The 19,731-nt window shown below is 42.7% G+C and carries 16 protein-coding genes; 10 read left to right on the top strand and 6 right to left on the bottom strand.

The annotated features are described in order from the left end of the window. The first annotated feature begins 39 nt into the window (after positions 1-39). A complete protein-coding gene (locus A3860_RS05165) occupies positions 40-4,068 on the top strand; it encodes a hybrid sensor histidine kinase/response regulator transcription factor (RefSeq protein WP_158085140.1) in 4,029 nt (1,342 codons plus the stop codon). A 24-nt stretch (positions 4,069-4,092) separates the two neighbouring features. Here A3860_RS05165 and A3860_RS05160 read toward each other — a convergent pair whose 3' ends face one another. Next, positions 4,093-5,094: an AraC family transcriptional regulator gene (locus A3860_RS05160; protein ID WP_081145477.1), complete on the bottom strand. Its 1,002-nt coding sequence runs from the start codon at positions 5,092-5,094 to the stop codon at positions 4,093-4,095. A gap of 85 nt (positions 5,095-5,179) precedes the next feature. On the opposite strand from A3860_RS05160, the gene A3860_RS05155 reads away from it, so the two are divergent. The 3 genes from A3860_RS05155 (at position 5,180) to A3860_RS05145 (ending at position 9,225) form a co-directional block, all read left to right on the top strand. Continuing rightward, entirely contained in the window at positions 5,180-5,830 is a 651-nt protein-coding gene (locus A3860_RS05155) for a hypothetical protein (protein WP_245843479.1), read from the top strand. Between the two features lie 36 nt (positions 5,831-5,866). Next, positions 5,867-6,628 (top strand): carboxypeptidase-like regulatory domain-containing protein, encoded by a 762-nt coding sequence (locus A3860_RS05150; RefSeq protein ID WP_081145476.1) that lies wholly within the window; start codon positions 5,867-5,869, stop codon positions 6,626-6,628. 794 nt (positions 6,629-7,422) lie between these two features. Continuing rightward, a complete protein-coding gene (locus A3860_RS05145; protein WP_081145475.1) occupies positions 7,423-9,225 on the top strand; it encodes an SBBP repeat-containing protein in 1,803 nt (600 codons plus the stop codon). 1 nt (position 9,226) lies between these two features. Here the strand turns inward: A3860_RS05145 and A3860_RS05140 are convergent, their stop codons facing one another. Continuing rightward, positions 9,227-10,207 carry a zinc-dependent alcohol dehydrogenase family protein gene (locus A3860_RS05140; protein WP_081145474.1) on the bottom strand — a complete coding sequence of 327 codons (981 nt, stop codon included), beginning with the start codon at positions 10,205-10,207 and terminating at the stop codon, positions 9,227-9,229. Between the two features lie 86 nt (positions 10,208-10,293). Here A3860_RS05140 and A3860_RS05135 point away from each other — a divergent pair, with 86 nt between their 5' ends. After that, positions 10,294-11,133 (top strand): helix-turn-helix domain-containing protein, encoded by an 840-nt coding sequence (locus tag A3860_RS05135; RefSeq protein WP_158085139.1) that lies wholly within the window; start codon positions 10,294-10,296, stop codon positions 11,131-11,133. 116 nt (positions 11,134-11,249) lie between these two features. On the opposite strand, the gene A3860_RS05130 is transcribed toward A3860_RS05135, so the two are convergent. After that, complete coding sequence (locus A3860_RS05130; protein WP_143773963.1) at positions 11,250-11,684, bottom strand: alpha/beta fold hydrolase; 435 nt, start codon at positions 11,682-11,684, stop codon at positions 11,250-11,252. 278 nt (positions 11,685-11,962) lie between these two features. Between A3860_RS05130 and A3860_RS05120 the strand changes: the two genes are divergently transcribed. After that, positions 11,963-12,202: a hypothetical protein gene (locus A3860_RS05120; protein ID WP_216823379.1), complete on the top strand. Its 240-nt coding sequence runs from the start codon at positions 11,963-11,965 to the stop codon at positions 12,200-12,202. Here A3860_RS05120 and A3860_RS05115 read toward each other — a convergent pair. Both A3860_RS05115 and A3860_RS05110 read right to left on the bottom strand, forming a co-directional pair. After that, positions 12,194-12,727, bottom strand: coding sequence for a DinB family protein (locus A3860_RS05115; protein WP_081145471.1), 534 nt, complete (start codon positions 12,725-12,727; stop codon positions 12,194-12,196). The two genes, A3860_RS05120 and A3860_RS05115, sit on opposite strands and share 9 nt — an antisense overlap. A 76-nt stretch (positions 12,728-12,803) precedes the next feature. Further along, positions 12,804-13,616 (bottom strand): helix-turn-helix domain-containing protein, encoded by an 813-nt coding sequence (locus tag A3860_RS05110; protein WP_081145470.1) that lies wholly within the window; start codon positions 13,614-13,616, stop codon positions 12,804-12,806. Between the two features lie 261 nt (positions 13,617-13,877). On the opposite strand from A3860_RS05110, the gene A3860_RS05105 reads away from it, so the two are divergent. Further along, the gene (locus A3860_RS05105; RefSeq protein WP_081145469.1) at positions 13,878-14,930 is read left to right on the top strand and encodes a M12 family metallopeptidase; all 1,053 of its coding nucleotides are present in this window, start codon (positions 13,878-13,880) and stop codon (positions 14,928-14,930) included. Positions 14,931-15,369: 439 nt separating this feature from the next. Here A3860_RS05105 and A3860_RS05100 read toward each other — a convergent pair whose 3' ends face one another. After that, positions 15,370-16,137 carry a carboxypeptidase-like regulatory domain-containing protein gene (locus tag A3860_RS05100; protein ID WP_081145468.1) on the bottom strand — a complete coding sequence of 256 codons (768 nt, stop codon included), beginning with the start codon at positions 16,135-16,137 and terminating at the stop codon, positions 15,370-15,372. Positions 16,138-16,421: 284 nt separating this feature from the next. Between A3860_RS05100 and A3860_RS05095 the strand changes: the two genes are divergently transcribed. The 3 genes from A3860_RS05095 to A3860_RS05085 are packed head-to-tail and all read left to right on the top strand — an operon-like array spanning position 16,422 to position 19,526. After that, entirely contained in the window at positions 16,422-16,964 is a 543-nt protein-coding gene (locus A3860_RS05095; RefSeq protein ID WP_081145467.1) for a hypothetical protein, read from the top strand. Positions 16,965-16,991: 27 nt separating this feature from the next. Beyond that, a complete protein-coding gene (locus A3860_RS05090; RefSeq protein WP_081145466.1) occupies positions 16,992-18,179 on the top strand; it encodes a patatin-like phospholipase family protein in 1,188 nt (395 codons plus the stop codon). A gap of 24 nt (positions 18,180-18,203) precedes the next feature. Next, positions 18,204-19,526, top strand: a complete 1,323-nt coding sequence (locus A3860_RS05085; RefSeq protein WP_081145465.1) for a toll/interleukin-1 receptor domain-containing protein — start codon at positions 18,204-18,206, stop codon at positions 19,524-19,526. Positions 19,527-19,731 lie beyond the last annotated feature (205 nt).

The raw sequence follows: 19,731 nt of genomic DNA, 5'->3' as shown, positions 1-19,731 counted from the left end.
TCATGCCTTTCTGTTTTAATGAATACATATGGGCAGAACATGGACTTCAATCAACTGGGGGTAGAAAACGGACTCACCAGCAGTTCGGTTTTATCCATTGCCCAGGACGCAACGGGATTTATATGGTTTGGTACGCAAATTGGGTTGAACCGCTATGACGGTACCCGTTTTAGGGTGTACCGGTATAATAGTAAAGACAGCAACAGCATTTCTCATGATAACATCACTTCCCTTTTTTGCGATTCCCGCCGAACCCTTTGGGTAGGTACCCTTGCAGGGTTAAACAGATATGATCCAAAGAAAGATGTATTTGAAAGGGTATGGATAAATGGAAAAAGGCAGGGAAACATTTTCTGCATCTTTGAAGACCACGGGGGAAATATCTGGGTAGGCAGCAGCATCGGGCTGTATCTGCTAACCGACCGCAAAAAAAATAATTTTCAATCATTTTACAGCACTTCAACCGGCAACGGCCTTGCAGGAAATATTGTTCGCTCTATTGCAGAGGATCAGCAGCATAATTTATGGATTGGTACCGATAACGGATTGACAATAATGAAAAATGTCAACGGATGGTATCAAATGGAGACATTGAGGCATGAGCCAGGCAAAGCGGGCTGCATCAATGCCAACTATATTACCACGATTGCTGAAGATTCACTTCATCGTATGTGGATAGGCACGCAAAATGACGGCGTCAACCTCTACGATGCCGCTACCCGTACTTTCAGTTCGTTCTATCGTTCCGGCAAAACAGCACAGGGCCTTATTAATAATAGTATCCGGAAAATAACAATTGCAGGCAATGGCAAAATATGGGTGGGTACGCAGGAGGGACTTAGTATCATTGATCCGGATACGAGATCTATCAGTTCTTACCAACATGATGCCCTTGATAAAAGAAGTTTGAGCCAGAACTCTGTTTATAGTCTTTTTGAGGATAATAACGGCTCCATGTGGATAGGTACTTATTTTGGGGGCGCCAATAGTGTTTACGCTTACCGCACCTCTTTCAATATATTGCAAAGCAATGGCAGCCCCTCAGGACTGAGCAATAATGTAGTAAGCAGCATTGTTGAAGATAGCCAGCATAATTTATGGATTGGTACCGAAGGGGGAGGGGTAAATTATTTTAACAGGCAATCAGGAGTATTTACCATTTACAAAAATAAACTCGGTGATAAAGCAAGTCTTGGTTCCAATCTTGTAAAAATTGTTTACCTCGATAAAGCCGGTAATCCATGGGTAGGCACACACGGGGGAGGACTGAATGTTTTTGACAGGAATACAAAAACATTTACCCGGTATTTGTATAAAGAAAATGATCCGGCAACGCTTATCAGTGAAATAAGCTCAGTGTTGGAAGACAGCAAAGGCCGCTTATGGGTAGCTTCCCATACGGGCATCCAGGTTTTCCGGAAAAATAATACAACCCTGGAACCTATGGATGCTGTGAATGCGATTCAATTCCCCGGCCTTGTGGCAAACAGCCTGTATGAAGATCATTTCAATAATATCTGGATAGGAACAGCAAACGGCCTGTACCTGGCATCGGGTAATAACGCAAGGGTAATGGATGCCGCACTTGCCGTAAACTGTATCCTCGACGATGGAAAAGGAAATATCTGGTTTGGTCTCGCATCTGGCGGTCTTGCAAGCTATAACAGCAGGGATAAACAAATAACCCGTTTTACGGCATCCGGTGAATTGTTGAATGTCAATATTTTCGGATTACTTGTTGATGACAGGGAAAAATTCTGGTTAAGTACAAATAAAGGATTGATAAAGTTTGACCCGGTGCAAAACACGGTTCAAACGTATACAACACGGGATGGATTAGCAGGAAACGAGTTCAATTACAATTCTTACCTGAAAAACAGTAAGGGAGAATTTTACTTTGGCGGACTAAATGGAATCACCAGCTTTTTCCCTGATAAAATTGAGACAAATAAACACGCCGCCAAACTTGTTTTTACCGGGCTGAAATTATTCAATGAGAATATAGAAATAGCCGGCAGTGACAAGCTTATCAAAGAGAATATTGAATTTGTCAAAAAAATTGAATTCAAACATCGCCAGAACGTATTTACCATTGAGTTTGCGCTGTTGAATTTTATCAAGAGCAGCAAAAACAGGTATGCTTACAAACTGGAGGGATTTGACAGGGGCTGGAACGAAACAGGTACGCCATCGGCTGTTTATACCAACCTGTCGCCCGGAAACTATACTTTTTGGGTAAAAGGAGCCAACAATGATGGCATATGGAGCAAGCCCATCTCTATTGAAATAAAAATACTTCCACCTTTTTGGCTTACCTGGCCGGCTTACTGTATCTATACTATTCTATTGGTTATCGTCTTATTTTTTATAACAAGGTTTTTCTATCTGAGAGCGTTGCTGAAGAAAGAAGATGAACTGCACCAGTTAAAGCTGAATTTTTTCACCAATATTTCGCACGAAATAAGAACGCACCTGACACTTGTCATAACGCCGGTAGATCAACTGCTTCATCGAAAAAAGAAAGACAAATTTGAGCAGCAGCAATTGACACAGGTGAAAGCAAACGCCAATCGCCTGTTGAAACTGGTAAGCGAACTAATGGATTTCCGGAAAGCTGAAACGCAACATTTAAAACTACATATCGGCCGTTATGACCTTATTCCGTTTCTACAGGAAATTTATATAAGTTTCCGGGAACTGTCCCTGGCCAGGGATATAAAAATCTCCTTTATCCATGATGCAGAAAACATTCCGCTCTATTTTGACCGGGAACAGTTGGAAAAAGTATTCTTTAACCTGCTTACCAATGCATTTAAATTCACCCCTCCGGGCGGACAGATCATCCTACATACAGAAATGCATAAAAGAACGGTCAGCATTTCAGTAAAAGATAATGGAAGGGGCATAGCACCGCAATATCTTGATAAGCTATTTACCAATTTTTTTCAGGTAGCCGATCACGGTATGCAAAACACCGGTTATGGAATTGGTCTTGCGTTATCCAAACATATTGTGGAGTTACACAAAGGAAAGATAGAAGTAGAAAGTGAGCCTGCTGCTAATGGAGGCGAGGGTAAAACCATTTTTACGGTAACGCTTTTGCAGGGTAATGCACATTTTGAGGGAATGAATTATTTATTGCCTGTTACCGAAGAAGCCAAACCTGTGATGCAAACGGAAGAAATGCCGGTAACCGTTCCTGTTGCTATTGAACAGTGCGAAGAAGCCGGGAATAAAAAGAACACCATTCTTATTGCAGAAGATAATCCGGAACTCAGCGCATTGATTCAACAGGCGTTTATCTCTCAGTATTATGTGTTGGTATGTGAAAACGGGTTGCAGGGATGGATAACGGCTACCGAACAGCTTCCCGATCTTATCATCAGTGATGTAATGATGCCGGAGATGGATGGATTTGAATTGTGCGAAAAATTAAAAAAAGATGAGCGTACCAGTCATATACCCGTGATATTACTCACTGCCAAAAGCACTCAAAGCGACCAGGTAACCGGCCTCGAAACAGGCGCAGATGTTTACATTACCAAACCATTCAGTACAAAAGTGCTGGAATTGAATGTTAGGAATTTATTGGCTTCGAGAGAAAAGTTGCGCCGGAAATTCAGCAGGCATATACTTGAAGAAAACCAGGCTGAAGGCCCGCTGGTAAAAACTGCTGGGGATAGTATTGTTAATACAGTAGATAAGGAATTTTTAGAAAAGATCGCTCTGATAATTGAAGAACATATAGACGATCCTGAATTCGGCGTAGAATTGCTTTCTAAAAAAGTAGCTATGAGTATCCCCATACTTTACAAAAAAATAAAAGCGGTGACAGGTATGTCGGTGAATGAATTTGTAAAATTCATCCGCCTTAAAAAAGCGGCCATGCTATTACAGCAGGGCAATCAAACAGTTAACGAAATAGCTTTTGCCGTTGGGTTTTACGACAGGCGGCATTTCAGCAGGGAATTTAAAAAACAGTATGGCAAAATACCCAGTGAATATGTCAAAAATATGGAAGCAAGAAAAGGGGATAATAACACACCGGATCTGCTAAAAAGCAATTAATGTTGCCAAAGTTACACTACACTTCTACAACTGCCCCTTCCTTATTGCCCGTGGCGTTGCATTCGTCCACGATTTAAAGGCCTTTCTAAATGCCGTAAGGTCTGAATAACCTAAGATGTCAGCAATCTCGGAGATCTTTATGGCCGGGTTTTCCATTAACTGGATGGCAATTTCTTTTCTTATTTCTCCGGCAATATCGCGGAAGGTGGTCTGTTCCTGCAACAGTTTGCGTTGCAAATTGCGTGGTGTCATATTCAAAGCGGAGGCTGCTTCTTCAATGGTAGGTATTCTTCCCCTGAACTGCATGAATAATACCTGTTTTAAATTTTCTGCCGTGCTGTTAGTTTCCAACAGCGCTTCCTTATTGGCTACAATAGAGTTGAACAACTGAAACATCGATTGATCGCTGGTGAGTATAGGGGTGGATACGGCTTCTTTACTTAACACTATGCGGTTGGTATCTTTATTAAAAAGCACCTCACAGCCAAAGAACTTTCTGTATTCTGAAATTTCCCGCATTTCGTAAGCCAGTTCAATTCGTAAAGGAACAATGTGCTTACCCGACAGGGTATGGGAGGTATTTACAATGGCTGCTAATAAAAAATCATTGGCATGCCTGGCTGGTTCCGGATGTTTCATTAGCCACAGTTTATTCTGCGTTATTTCAAGAATAGCCTCCTCTTTGACGGTATACCTGTATTCAACCATTGGCGATGTCATATGGCCATAGCGGCATAATAACTGAAGGCTTTGATCAAGGTCTTTACTGCTTTGGATCAAAAAGCCAACCATACCCTGAAGCAGGGTGTTTACGCCCATACCTATATGCAGGCCAATCAATGGATCGCCCGACAGCTTTAACAGAGGCACCCAAATGAGCGCCGCTTTCTCCCATTCAACCATGTTTTCGGAGTCGCTGATCTCTTCGGGCCTGATACCAGATAGCTGGCAAAGTGTATCGAAGGCTGCTCCAAATGAAGTAGCCGTTTGAAAAATAGTGCGAATGACCGTTCCCTGTAAAGCCATGTCGTAAAATATATCATTTTAGGCAGAAAATACCCCTTTTCCCGTCTGTAAAATGGCGGTGCTTTGTATTGTCAATCGAAAATATATGGAATCAGCTAAAAAATTATTTTTAAAAAACTGGGTAACAGGCAACCTGGCCGTTTATTGCGGCGCCCTGGGGCTTCTTCATCCGCTTATTGCGCACGGTTTTACCGGCGATCATGATAAACTGTTAACCACCCCGCAGTTTATAATGCATACCCTGTCTTTATTTGTTTTTGTTTTCTTTCTCGTAAGAACGCAGAACAAAACGTTGCAAATTGTAGGGAACCGGAAAACCCTGGCGGGCATTTGGCCGTTCTTATTTTTTACCCCGTGGGCGTTCTGGCTCGGTTACTATACCCTGTTCGTTCCCTTCGACATTTTGTTTATGTTCCTGTCAATTGGTATAATCAATGCCATACAATTAAAACCGCTGGTTAAGTTTCCAACAAAATGGGTACGGCAATGCATCGGGGTTTATTTTTTGGCAGCGATAGCCGGCATTTTTATAGGGCTGGGCGCTTTTCTTCTTTTCTATAAGAACCTCCCCGGAATTGCGCGGGATCTGGCCACCTGGTTGTCAATCAGTAGTCCGGCCGCGCTCGTTGTTGCTTATTGCTTCAAAAAGATCTTAAAGAGCCAGCTCATTATGCCCGGAGATAATGAGTCTGATAGTGTTCCCGAACAAAAATTGCCGCTTTCAAAGGTCGCCTGAAAGCGGCTGGTGATCAAAGCTCAAAAATTATTACAAATGAAACATAAAGTGTGCAGTGTGTTGCTGCCATTCATCTACAGCGCGGTTTTAGCAGCCTGTAACAAAAATGATGATGACAAAGATCCCGGAGCGCCCGGAACGAAAAAAGGCATAGTGAGCGGTGTTGTTACCGATGCCAAAAACCAGCCGGTGAAAGATGCCCGCATAACCATTGAGCATACCGTATGGTATAACAGTTATCTATTTGGTTCCAGTGATAATGATGGGAAATACCAGGTGTCGTTGCCCGATGACCCGGCAGGCGACTGGACGGCCAAAGCCCAGCTTACCAAAACTGCTTACGGCCAAACCTACAAATTTGACCTGGAGCCAGATAAAAGTGATGCTTTTAATAAAGCCAATGGCGCTGTGCGAAACTTTACATGGAAGCTAAGTGGCCAGCGGCCGGGTGGTACCGGTTACTATGGTGCGCATGTTGACCTGTACCAGTTTGGGGCCGATGTGGATCTTACAAAAGTAAAATTGTCATTTACTCCTTTCCCTGGTGAAACCGGTTTTATTGATGGAACCACTGCTGCTTCTTTTGAAAGACCTGTAGAGGAGGTGGCCGGTACTTTTATGGTGAAAGATGTGCCCATCGGAAAATATACCATCAAAGCTGTATATGCCGGTAAAAGATTATTACTCAATAACCGACATGCCGATGATAACAACGAAGAAACCAAGACCGTAGTTTTTGGGAAATACGGTTACCTGGGTGAAACTGAATATAATATTGAGTTTTATGTAACAGAATAGAAGGAAGTTGCTATGATAATATTAAATGGTTCATAAAACGCTGGTTTTGTGGGCCCTTCTAAATTTCCTTATTCGTTTCTTCCCAATCGACAGGGGAGTGGTGGTATGGCTTGTTCTTTTCAACTATAGAATTCAAGTCTAATTCCCAGATTGACTTTTCTATCGATGCATAATAAGAAGCATTTCTTTTTGTGGTGATACTTGTATCCATAAATTAGGTTTGCAACAGGATAGTTCTTCGGCGGATAATTGGAGATATTGGAAGTATGCAGGTGCAAATGCGTTTGAATGAGCATGAAGTAATCTGTTGAATGAAGTGCAAAGTGATTTGCAAAGTAAGGCTATTTGCGTAATCTATTCAATGAGCGATATCAGTTTTTGAATCTGATCCTGAAGGAGTGGCGAATGGAAGATTTCGTTCATGTAAGCGTTTGTTTATATTTGATGGCTGCATTTTTCGCTGCTGCACATGCCCACATTTCATGATCAGGTTGTTATCAGAAGCAGATCGACCTTCGTTATGATCTATATCAGGTTTCTGACGTATTATGCTGGAATTGGCGTAGCTTTCTATTCTATCCCTGAATGTGAAGTAACCACGTAATGCACTCCCCGTGAAATTATTGTGACCCGGAATTCTCAAGGACCAACCTGTAAATATAATTACACTGTTTCCTGGTTCTATTATAAAGATCTTTCCCTAACGAACATGCTACAAGTGTACGGATTTTAAAACCACCCCGGGGCATCCTTAAAATGTTTGTATTTAATAGTTGATCACAAAAATATAAGCTATGAAAAAGAATGAATTTCTGAAGATGTCGTTGCTTATTATTTTCATATTTCTGGTCCCGGTTCTTTGTTTTGCTCAGTTCAAAGAGGAATGGGTGACAAAAGATATTGTCGGAAACGATATAGCCGTCGATGACAACGGTAATGTTTATGTAACAGGATTTACAGCAGGCACGGCAACCGGAAGCGACTACGCTACCGTTAAATATAATGCTAATGGAGTGCAGCAGTGGATGGTGCGCTATAACGGTCCTGGCAATGGCCTTGATCAGGCATTTTCGCTGGCCATTGACAAAAATGCCAATGTGTATGTTACAGGAGAAAGTACCGGCAGCGGAACCGGGTTGGATTTTGCGACCATTATGTACAATGCAAATGGCGTGCAGCAATGGGTTACGCGGTACAATGGCCCTGGAAACGGTGAAGACGGTTCTTCAAATTTTATTAGCCATGGTATCCCGAAGCGTATAGCAGTAGATGCTTCCGGTAGCGTATATGTGACAGGGCCAAGCGCAGGTTCGGGAACTGGTATGGACTATGCCACTATCAGGTACAATGCAACTGGCGTACAACAGTGGGTCGCGAGATATAATGGCCCGTCAAATGGCTTTGATGCGGCAATTGCCCTGGCGGTGGACGATAATAGTAATGTGTTTGTAACAGGAATTAGTCAGGGCGTTGGAACCGGTAATGACTTTGCAACGGTCAGGTATAATTCAAACGGAAACCAACAATGGGTTACCAGGTACAACGGCCCGGTTAACAATGATGATGCGGCCAGAGATATAGCCCTCGACATTAACGGCAATATTTACGTAACAGGAAGTTCTATCAGAGGGTTCATTCAGTTTGAAGGAGAAGAATTTTCAATAACGAATTACCTTACAGTTAAATACAATACAGCTGGTGTACAGCAATGGGAAGCTACCTATGATGGTCCTGTTGGCCAGCACATCGTATCCAGGCCATCCGCTCTTGCCGTGGATGGCATGGGAAACGTATATGTAACCGGACAAAGCGGATTTACGACCGACGAAGAAGACTATGCCACAGTTAAATATGATGCAAATGGCGTTCAGCAGTGGGCGGCAAGGTATACCAGCACCGATTTTGACCATCGTGCATTTGCTATTGCGCTTGACGGTTTTGACAATGTATATGTAACGGGGCAGAGCGACCTTAACTATACCACGGTAAAATACAATACCAATGGAGTGCAGCAGTGGGTGGCTAAAGGAAGTGAAGACCTGAGTTTTGGCGCCGTAGCTCATTCCATTGCCGTGGATGCTTTAGCGAATGTGTATGTTACAGGGGATCCCGTAACCATCAAATATTCCCAGCCACTGGCCGTTTGCGGTACCAAAGAAGACAAAGTAATGGTATGTCATAAGGGGAAAAGGACTCTTTGCATCAGTAAAACTGATGTTTTAGAACATCTCAGGCACGGCGACAAAATAGGCGAATGCCCGGTAGAAGAAGCGGAGCCTGCTATTACCGCAAGACAATTTTTTGCACCCGGCAACGCGCAACCTGATCATATCGAGGTATTCTGTGCCCCAAACCCTGTATCTACACACCTGAAAATTAGTTATGCGCTACCGGTGAATGCCCATGTATGTATAAAGGTTTATGATATGATGGGCAGGCAAATAACAACACTTGTAGATGCAGCCAAACAAGCTGGCATCCACAACGCAGATCTCAACGTGGAAACAATAGGGAATGGGATGTACTACTATCACATCACAGTTAAATCAACAAACACAACCTGGAGCCAAACAGGCAAGATAAGCGTGGTAAAATAATCTAAATTTCTACAACTATTTTACCCGAAATGGATTTATTCGCCAAATCGGCATAGGCATTATTTACGGTTTCCAGTGTGTAGTGGGTACTGCTCACAAAAGGGCGCAGTTTACCTGCTTCTATAAGTTTTGTTGCTTCTCTCAGTATATTGCCATAAGACGCCCTTTCTTCTCCTGAAAGCAAAGGGTACAAAGTAAAGACGCCCGAATAGGTAGCGCTGCGAAATGAAAGTGGCGCCAGACTATGCGTACCCCAGCCCAATATGCTTACAACATGACCGGTATTCCTCTTTACCGCTTTGAAGGAGTCATCAAGCACGCTGCCGCCGATAGTATCCAGTACAAGATCAAAGCCCAGGCCGTCAGTATATTCGTTTACATATTGTTCTACCGAAAGCCTGGTGTAATCTATGGGTATTGCACCATAGCTTTCTATGAGTTCCCTGTTGTTATGGCTAACAGTGGCAAAAACCCCTGCTCCTTTTGCCAAAGCTAATTGTACTGCAACGTGGCCCACGCCGCCTGCACCACCATGAACCAAAACAGTTTGGCCAAACGTTACCTTGCCTTTGTTGGCCAATGCCTGCCAGGCAGTAATAAATACAAGCGGGATCGCCGCCGCTTGTTTAAAAGACAGGTTAGCCGGCTTCAGGGCAAGTAGATCTGCGTCGACTGAAACATATTCAGCCAGCGTACCCTGGAGTTTACCAATGCCGCCTGCCATCCCAAAAACTTCATCTCCTGCTTTGAAAGACCGAACATTATCACCGGGTCTTTCAATAATGCCTGCCATATCTATTCCTGGTACAGCCGGTAATGCTACCTGTGCATGTGCTGCTGCGCCCTGTTGAATTTTTATATCCAATGGATTTAACCCACTGGCTTTAACCTTTACTAAAACTTCATTAGGTTGCGGTGTTGGTATTTCTAAATTTTTTATTGTCAGCGGATGATTGAATTGTTCCAAAATTGCTGCTTTCATATGTTGATCTGTTTTACACTACAAAGTTGAGCATTCGTTTATTTAAAATGGGGTATTTTTACACTATTAAAGAGTATTTTCATACTATGAAAAAGGATTATCTCGCTCAACCGGTTGAATTGGTGTTAAAGGAGCCTGCAGCTATTTGCCCGCGTGGTAAACACAGTGTTAGTTTTTTTGAGTTGGTTTATATTGTATCAGGGACCGGAACGCAAACTATCAATGGCAGCAATTTTAAGTATAAGCAGGGGAACCTGTTTCTGCTGGCGCCGGAAGATGCGCACTGTTTTACCTTCCTTACAAAAACCCAGCTTTTCTTTATCCGTTTCAATAAAGTATTTTTTCACTCCAACACCCTGTCATCGGCTTTCTGGCGGCGCCTGGAACAAACCCTTGAAAATGCCAGCCGGCTGCCAGGCAGTATTTTAAAAAACAGGGAGGAACATGCTTTCATCGGGCATTTGATGCATTGCCTGTTGGCGGAATTCAGAAATAAAAATATTTATTCGCAGGAATTAATGCAATTGCTTATACAATCTATAATGACGGTAGTGGGCCGCAACCTGTTACAACAGATTCCCCTTCCCATCAATGAAAAAACGGAAGATAAAGCAGCCGGCATAATTCAATTTGTACACCAGCATATTTATGAGCCCGAAAAGCTCAAAACAGCCCATCTAAGCAGGGTATTCGGGGCAGCTGAAACGTACATAGGCCGGTATTTTAAAAACGAAACGGGCAAAACGCTCAGCGAATATATTGCCCAATATAAACTGCAGCTAATTGAAAACAGGCTAAAGCACAGCAATATGCGGATACATGAAATTGCCGGCGAATTTGGGTTCACCGATAAAAGTCATCTCAATCGTTTTTTTCAAAAAGGGAAAGGTGTAACTCCGTCAGCGTATAGAAAGGCTTCCTCATAAAAAATGATTCAATTTTGGTTCCATTGATATGAAATATGATCCCCCATTTATCGCTGCTATCGCTTCTTCGTTTTTAAGGTAGCCCGATTGGGTAGGTAGTAGGCTTCTTTCTGCGCTTAGCAATCCATTCCATTGGTGAAAGCGTATTGCCATTGGCGAAAGGATAGTAGAAATGATTTTTTTACCGGGGTAAAAAAGCCAAGCGGTCCCCAGCCGGCTTTTAAAAAAGAGAATTTGAAAGTAATGATACCCTGAGGCGGTACAGAGTGAATGGCAACCCCCGAGGAGCCCAATCCCCTTTGTAATAAAAGCTGAACAATAAGCCCGCCAATTGAATGGCCAATCAATATGGGCTTTTCAGGAAGTTGCCTAACGGTGTTGTCAAAGTGATCAGTTAATGCCGAAAGCCTGTTTGAGGCTATTGCTGTATTGGGATGGCTGTTTCGAAGGGTTTCCGGCGAATCATTTTTATGCGGCCAGGGCGGCGCGATCGTTGGATAACCCTTGCTTTCAAAATAGGTTCTCCATTCATCCCAGCATTTATACTGGATTTTTTCTGGCCCCTTAGTAACCTGTGCCTGCTGGTAATAGGGATCATCGTAGCTGTAAAAGCGGTATTAAGCGGATGGAAACGATACATTGTATTGATGGCTGGCTTATGGTTGCCTTTTATGATATTGACCATGCTGGTATTGGGGAAACAATGGGTGACAACCGTCTCTGGTATCTATTCCATGTTATGCTGGTTTTTTATGGGATACATGATATTTACTTTTACACCGGCAATAAAGTATCGAGGGGCTCGTAGAAACGAATAATTTCGCTTATTTTGAAGCAAATGCGAACCTTTGTAATGGGCGACATTCACGGTGCTTACAAGGCAATGTTGCCAACGACTAAATTGGGGACCGACAAACCTTTAAGTGCATTGAATATCCTGAATGTAGATACCGGTGCAGGCCATTCGGGACGGTTAACTATTATGGATATCGATACCAAAAAATTCTGGCAGTCGGACCCCTTGCCTGAATTGTACCAGGAAAATTTCAGGCAGAAGTTATCAGGTTAATGTTGTTGTTTTTTGAGTCATGCGATAGTAGGTCGCCAGGTCAGTTGAAGAAAGTTTGGTGAAACCAACCTGGCGTAACAAGGTTACTAATTGCCCACGGTGGTAGGTACAGTGGTTGATGAGGTGAGAAAATGTTTGCCAGAATTCCATACTGCCTTCGCCACCCCGCGGATATTTAAAAGTCACTTGTTGCTGGTAATTTTCTTCGGGATATGCTGAGATGAAGTTTTTTAAACCGGCTGAGGAACTTTTCCAGATCTCTATTAGATCATTCTTCGAGCCGTTAAATTCGGCTGATAAAAAAACTGGCTGAGGAATATGATTCCAGAAGTCAAGCCAGATCTTTTCGGCGCTGGCAATATGTATGGCGGTTTGTTTAATACTGGTGAAACTGCTGACGATGACTTGTTCCCATTGCCCGTCATTAATTTGATTCAACCATTCAATGGCAATATTGTTTGCCCAACTATTGTAATTGGCTAACGTTGAAAAATATTTTTTGTCTGCTGTCATGATCTTTTTCATTTGAATTATTGTTCAAAAGTAGATGCGAAGACGGCAGCAAATAACAGGCAGGCGTTCAAAAAGTGTAGCTGAACGTTCAATTTGATAACTGGTACTGTTTGGGTGTTATGCCGTAGATCTGCTTGAAGGATTGAATAAAGCTCGACAGATTTTCATAGCCAAATTCATAATAGATCTCGCTCGCTTTGCGGTTATGGTGACGCAGCAATTTAGCAGCTCTTTCCATTCTTTTTTCCAACAGCCATCTATTGGGGCTGTTGCCATAAATGCGGGCGAATTTGCGTTTAAAGGACGACAGGCTCATATTGCATAAAAAGGCAAGTTCTTCTACGGTGATGTTGCTGTTTAAATGCGAGGTAACTGCCTGGCGAATTATCAGATCCTCGTTTGTTTCGGGGCTCATTTTTCTGATCTGCTGGATCTTTCCCGGATACTGTGCCGCAAGATATAAGAATAGTTCTTCCAGCTTTACCTTTTGCATCTCGGGATGTATTGTATTGTTTCCGTTAAGCAGGCAGTCAAGCGAATGAGTGAAATTTACCAGATACTCATCCTTTTCAAACAGAAGGAATGGATGCGTTGTTGATTGATTAGTTTGTTGGCCGGGTAATGTAGTATGGCGGGTAAAAAAATCAGCCAGCAGGTTACTGTCAAAGAAAAAAAGAATGCTATGATAATCTCCTTTTTTTGTAGCCATCTTTTCACTCATGAGGCAATTACCGGCGGCCAGCATCACAAACTGGTGAGGTTGTACAGTAACCTGTGTGCCTGCAAAGTGAACCGTTTTTTCACCCGCAAGCAAAAAGGTAAGCAGATTTTGTTGCAGCATTATTTTTGCCCTGGCAGCAGGCTTATTGGTACGGTAACGAAGGAGGGAAATGTTCGTCATTATACAAAAATAATCTATTTCATGGCGATCATAATTTCTACTATCCGTTGACAGAATAAAGCCCGCGTCCCGATTCAGATTTTCTTCTACGGTTTATGCCAGGGATACGCCAACGGGTTTTCTGGAGGTACAAGTCTAAAATACGAAACCAGCTGGTAATAAAATTCACGCTCACTTTTAGAAATACGTGAAAAACACCCTTTTAACTTATAGTAATTCTTTGTAACTATAACTTGTTTTAAAAAATAAAAACATTTATATATGGCAAAGAAAGCTGAAAACAACCATCGGAAACTTTGCAGGCAGTTTCCTAAAGTTGTAAGAAATTTTGACCCCTCTGTAAGTGCACATCGGGCTTCATTTATTTTAGCAGGCGCTGCCAAATGGGTAAATGGAACCGAGATCACTTATATGTTTGTTGAAAAGGGTACGCTACCTGATCAGAATGTGGTTCGAAAAGCCTTTAAAACCTGGAAGGCCTTAGGTATTGGAATATCTTTTAGGGAAGTAAATACTGCCGATGATGCCATGGTAAGAATTGGCTTTGATCATACTGATGGCTCCTGGTCTGCCGTTGGCCGTGATATATTGACTATTTCTAAAGACCAGAAAACTATGAATTTTGGATGGGACCTTTCAGCTGATAGTTATGGCATGACTACGGCGATTCATGAAATTGGTCATACTATTGGTTTTGAACATGAACATCAAAGCCCTTTTTCAGGTATTGAATGGAATACTGCCGCAGTATATAAAGAATTTTCAGGCCCTCCGAATAATTGGAAAAAAAACGAAATAGATTCCAATATAATTGAAAAAATACCAAGGGATCAAGTGCTTGGATCTGCCTGGGATGCAAAATCGATCATGGAATATCAATTTGGCCCCGGACTGATTGTTAAACCTGAATCTTATCAAAACGGAGTATTCCCGCCTGGTGTGATCTCGAAAAATGATAAAACAGGTGTTAAAGCATTTTATCCACCGGTTTCCAAATCAAGCTATGTGCCGCTTGCTTTAAACAAATCTGTTCCAATTAAAGCTGGTTCAGGCAAACAGGTCGATTTTATATTTAAAGCCCCAACGACCAGAAAATATACGTTTCAAACTGTAGGTGAACTGGATACGGTTATGGTAATTTCTGAATTGGTTAATTCTAAAAAAGAATATTTATCTGGTGACGATGATTCAGGCACAAATAAAAATTCCAGGATCAAATTGCCCCTCGTAAAAGGAAGATCGTATGTAATAAATATTAGAGTTCTTTATACTGCTGGAACAGGTGAGAGCTCTATTATAGTTAGCGCCAGTTAACCAAATGAAAGACAGTTTGAAATAATCAAAAAGCCTGCAAAATCATGTGTTTCGCAGGCTTTTGTTTTTTGCCATGGCTGGTTTTACAACACTACCTCGCCACCTTCACACTATACACACCTCCATTGTAATTTACCACTCCAACATACATCCCCAAAGGCAAATAGCCGGTTGGCAGAACCCGGTTGTTAAATCCTTTTGACAGGGTTATCTTTTGTGTGGCAACCGTTATAAGTTTTGAACTGTGTGAATTTTATTGGCGGTAAAATTCTATGTAAGCGGGTTCATTGAAAAGGCTAAAGGGACAAATTGACAAAAACAGTGCATTGATTACCCAAATAGCGTGTTTAATTGTGAAGCAGTTTTGTAGAAGGCGTTGCTGGAAAGACACAGTGCTGCCCTGTGGGTATACGCTAATTGATTATTATAAAAATGCTTTCTAGAAAGTTGCCCTGAACGTGCTGTCGCTTGTTTCAGCAGGGTGGTCATTCTTCCACCGTTCCTTGAAATAAGTACTGAAGGTTTTGATGTATGAATAATATTCGTAGTCGGTTTCAAAGCTTTTCAGCGTTTCATATTCCGGCCGGTATTGCACCATAAAAGTATCCAGCGCCGGTGGTGTTAAACCGGTAATGCGTTTTACCAGCGCTTTGGTGAAACGGTGATCAACATATTTTTCCTTTTCTTCTCTTTCGAGCCGGGCTTTCAGGTGCTCCATGCTCCTGATCTTTCTGGCGTTAAAGATCAGATCGAACCCAATGCCAAATCCAAAGCCGCCGCCGGGGGCGGAAAGATAGGTGGCGTCATTGTCGAATATTTTCCTGTATTCATTGCGGTTGGCGATTGAATCCATGCGGTAACTGGGTTGCCGTACGGTTACAGCCGGTAGGCTGTCGATAGAAACCGGCAGGCTGATGTCGAGCGGTTGATCGGGGTTCAGATTTTTAACCGGGAACTTAGCCGTTAATTTACCGAGGTAGGAAAAATAAATGGAGTCATTAGCCGGTACTTTCAGGCTATAGCGGCCCAGCGAATCGGTCATGGTGCCAGTGCCACTATTGCTTAGCACGCTCACCGAGGGAACCCCATACCGGGCCTGTTTATCGTACACAGTGCCTTTTATCACCAACTGGGCAAAGCCCGTTTGGCATAATAATATTAAAAACAGCGATAAAATAGGTCGAAGAAAAATGATAGTACGCTTCATTTATTGCCTGGTTTAAAAGGCTTTAATACCTGGTCGGGCCATTTCCTGGGTATGGGGTAAAAATAAGGCATTCCTGGAATTTATACAGGGAACAAGACGAATGGTGAAAATTTATAGACGAACCGGGCGCCGGGACCTGATTTTTCGGTGAATGAAAAAACGGGAAAAACACCCTCCTTTTTCACTCTTCTTTTTTGTAATCTTGGGGTTGATCCCAACAGTCAAAGTACCCGCCTTATTTTCCCCCTATTGGCCTGTTTTTGAAATCGTTTTAATGCCATTTTATGATCGTTGCACTTGCTGGTAGAAGAATTGATGCCGCCGGGGCGGAAGTGGTCCGGTTCCCATCTGGTACAATTGAAAAAGTTAAAGAGGAGTTGAAGGCCCTTTTGGGCGCATTGCAACCACAGGTACTGGTTACCTCGGGCGCCTGTGGCGCCGATCTCCTCGCATTGGAAGCCGCTGGAGAACTGAATATTCCCCGAAGCATGGTATTGCCTTTCGACCCCTTGCTGTTCAGGTCAACTTCGGTTACCGACCGGCCCGGGAACTGGGGGGCGCTATATGATCAAATAGGCGAGGCCGTTAAGAAAGAAAAAGGCATTCAGGTAATGCATTATGATGAAACAGACAATGACACTTATCTCAATACCAATAAAGATATTTTGAAAAGGGCTAAGGAACTGGCGCTCGAATTCCATTCAAATGACCTGGTGGCAATTATTGTATGGGAAGGGCAACCGAAAAAGGAAGATGACACAACAGCAAATTTTAAGCGCGAAGCAGAAAGAAATGGTTTTGGGATAAAGGAAATAATAACACGCTGAACCATTCATTAAACCAAAACTCTTTTTATGCTTGAAACGTCGCAATTGCTCAAAGAGCGGCTTGCCGCAAAAGGCCCCAAACGCATACTTGCTTTGGATGGCGGTGGTTTAAGAGGGGCTGTTACCCTTGGTTTCCTGGAAAAAATAGAGGCTACACTGGCAGAACGGCACCAACATCTCATTCCGAAAAAAGACTTCAGGCTGCACCATTATTTTGATCTTATTGGTGGAACCAGTACGGGCTCCATTATAGCCGCATTGCTGGCTGTTGGCGGTTATTCAGTAGGAGAGATAAAAAAAATGTATAAAGACCTGGGTGGTAAAATATTCAGTGATCATCATGGCTTTAATTTACTGGGCAAACAAATATACCTGGACAGGAAATATGATTCAACGCCACTGAAAGAAGAGCTGGAAAAAATATTTGGCGATGCCCGCCTGGGCGACAATACCAATAAAACCGGGTTATGCATAGTGACCAAGCGGTTGGATACCTGCAGTACCTGGCCGGTAACGAACAATCCCAATGCGATATATTATGAAGAGAACCGTTTTTTTATAAAGGAGATAGTAAGGGCAAGCACGGCTGCGCCCAGTTATTTTGAACCTCAATTAATAAATGTAGGCAAGGAGCAGGAAGGCATTTTTGTAGATGGCGGTATGAGCATCATGAACAATCCTGCGTTGCAGCTATTCCTGGTAGCTACTTTAAAAGGTTACAGGCTTGACTGGAAAATGGGAGAAAACAATTTGCTGATAGTATCTGTGGGAACCGGAAGGCGCGATAAGAAATTGACAGGTAACCAGTGGAAAGATCCCAAGTTGTGGAATATTGCCCAGTTTGCGCCCGATCAATTGATGAGCGATGCCAATGATATGGTCGAGCTCATGATGCATTTTATTGGGAAAGGCACTGGCGTATTGCGGAAAATTGATACTGAAGTGGAAAATTTGAGTGAAGATATACTTGGCGAACAGAAAGCCTGCAGTTATGTACGGTATAATGTGGAAATGGTAAAAGATACGTTCGACAAACTGGGTATTACCAATTTGAGTGAGGCAACTATCACTAACATCATGAATATGGATGTGCCGGCAAACATTGACCTGCTTACCCAAATAGGCGTTGCCGCAGCCGGTGTTGAAGTAAAGGCTGCGCATTTGCCTGAAGCGTTTGATTTGAAAACGCTGGAATTTGAACACGCAACAGCATAGTAAAAACTAATTAATCTTTATAACATGCCTATACCAGATGAATGGTTGAAATATGCACCAAAGCCTAAAGCGCTTGGCGCAAATGAAAAATGGAATGTTTTTTTATCATATCGTTCTGTGAACAGGTTTTGGGTGCTGAACCTGTATGATGTACTGAAAGAGCTGGATTATAAAGTTTTCCTTGATCAGTATGAGCTCCTTGATGGTGATGAGCTTATAGCAAAACTGCAGGATGGATTGGCAATGAGCCAGGCCGGTGTGCTGATTTGGTCAACTGCTGCTGCAGATTCGAAATGGGTATTCAAAGAATTTCAAACAATGGAAACCAGGGCTACCAATGATGAGAAATTCAGATTTGTTCCCGTTAAACTGGATGGCCAGCAATTGCCTGTGTTTGCACAAAATCGTGTATTTGAAGATTTCTCCTCTTATCCTGACGGACCGAACGGGGGCGAATTACTTCGGTTGGTCTATGCTATAACCGGACAAACGATGAGCGCTGAAGCCATCAGGTTTGCTAATGATCAAACGACTTTAACGAAAGATATTATCACCGAATTGAATGCGGCCAAAATAATTGGCGATGCAGAAGGCATCATTAAATTAGCAAAAGCAAACACATTGCCCTGGCGAACAAACGCCGCCATAGGCTGTACGGCTGCTGAAAATCTCATCAAACTAAAGAAAAATGATGAGGCTATTGAAATATTGGAATGTGTAGTAGAGCAGTTCCCCAAATCAATACGGCCAAAACAATTACATGCATTGGCGTTGGCCCGGAAAGCAGAACAACAAGAAAATAAGGAAGTAAAACTGGAAGGTTTTAAGCAGGCGCAAATAATAATGGCTAAGCTCTACGTGGAAGGGGAACGCGATCCTGAAACAATGGGGATCTTTGCAAGAACGTGGATGAACCGCTATGAATTATCCGGAGATATCAATGAGCTAAAAAAATCCCGGGACCTGTATGTAGAAGGGTTTGAAAAAGCACCATATGATTATTATACCGGCATTAATGCAGCGGCTAAGAGTGTATTAATAGGCACCGAAGCAGAGCTTACAAAAGGGGCTGCATTTGCTAAACGGGTGGAAGAGATAACCGGCACAAAAGAAGTGCCTGGCGATTACTGGAGAACGGCCACTATTGCAGAAGTCTTTCTGATCCAGAAAAATTACCCGGCAGCCGGCGATATGTTTCAGAAAGCCGTTGCCATGGCACTGGAAGAAAAGGGCTCCCTTGAATCTACATATAAACAGGCATGCAGGTTGATGGAAAAGCTACAACCTTCTGCTGCAGAACAGGGAATGATCAAAGCGGCATTTGAACACCTGCTGGTAAAAAGTTAACAGGCTTAATTGTTTAAGTCCCGTTGCAGCTTGTTGCTGATCTCCAATCCCTTAGCTTCGGGGGGCGTGGCCTCCCTATATATTGCCGTTAGCCTACCATAAAATACGGGGAAAACACCTCCCTCTTTGGCAATCCTTTTTTATAATCTTTGTAGGGATCCCTCTTCACCTATTGGCCTGATTCACTTCATATTTTCAAAAATTA

This window comes from Niastella vici (genome assembly GCF_002077945.1).
GTDB classification, from domain to species: domain Bacteria; phylum Bacteroidota; class Bacteroidia; order Chitinophagales; family Chitinophagaceae; genus Niastella; species Niastella vici.
This window is presented reverse-complemented; position numbering and strand designations above follow the sequence as displayed.

Excerpts from the sequence above, each read along its gene's own strand:
- A3860_RS05165 (WP_158085140.1), top strand. The coding sequence starts at position 40 with ATGGACTTCAATCAACTGGGGGTAGAAAACGGACTCACCAGCAGTTCG.
- A3860_RS05160 (WP_081145477.1), bottom strand. The coding sequence starts at position 5,094 with ATGGCTTTACAGGGAACGGTCATTCGCACTATTTTTCAAACGGCTACT.
- A3860_RS05155 (WP_245843479.1), top strand. The coding sequence starts at position 5,180 with ATGGAATCAGCTAAAAAATTATTTTTAAAAAACTGGGTAACAGGCAAC.
- A3860_RS05150 (WP_081145476.1), top strand. The coding sequence starts at position 5,867 with ATGAAACATAAAGTGTGCAGTGTGTTGCTGCCATTCATCTACAGCGCG.
- A3860_RS05145 (WP_081145475.1), top strand. The coding sequence starts at position 7,423 with ATGAAAAAGAATGAATTTCTGAAGATGTCGTTGCTTATTATTTTCATA.
- A3860_RS05140 (WP_081145474.1), bottom strand. The coding sequence starts at position 10,207 with ATGAAAGCAGCAATTTTGGAACAATTCAATCATCCGCTGACAATAAAA.
- A3860_RS05135 (WP_158085139.1), top strand. The coding sequence starts at position 10,294 with ATGAAAAAGGATTATCTCGCTCAACCGGTTGAATTGGTGTTAAAGGAG.
- A3860_RS05115 (WP_081145471.1), bottom strand. The coding sequence starts at position 12,727 with ATGAAAAAGATCATGACAGCAGACAAAAAATATTTTTCAACGTTAGCC.
- A3860_RS05110 (WP_081145470.1), bottom strand. The coding sequence starts at position 13,616 with ATGACGAACATTTCCCTCCTTCGTTACCGTACCAATAAGCCTGCTGCC.
- A3860_RS05105 (WP_081145469.1), top strand. The coding sequence starts at position 13,878 with ATGGCAAAGAAAGCTGAAAACAACCATCGGAAACTTTGCAGGCAGTTT.
- A3860_RS05100 (WP_081145468.1), bottom strand. The coding sequence starts at position 16,137 with ATGAAGCGTACTATCATTTTTCTTCGACCTATTTTATCGCTGTTTTTA.
- A3860_RS05095 (WP_081145467.1), top strand. The coding sequence starts at position 16,422 with ATGATCGTTGCACTTGCTGGTAGAAGAATTGATGCCGCCGGGGCGGAA.
- A3860_RS05090 (WP_081145466.1), top strand. The coding sequence starts at position 16,992 with ATGCTTGAAACGTCGCAATTGCTCAAAGAGCGGCTTGCCGCAAAAGGC.
- A3860_RS05085 (WP_081145465.1), top strand. The coding sequence starts at position 18,204 with ATGCCTATACCAGATGAATGGTTGAAATATGCACCAAAGCCTAAAGCG.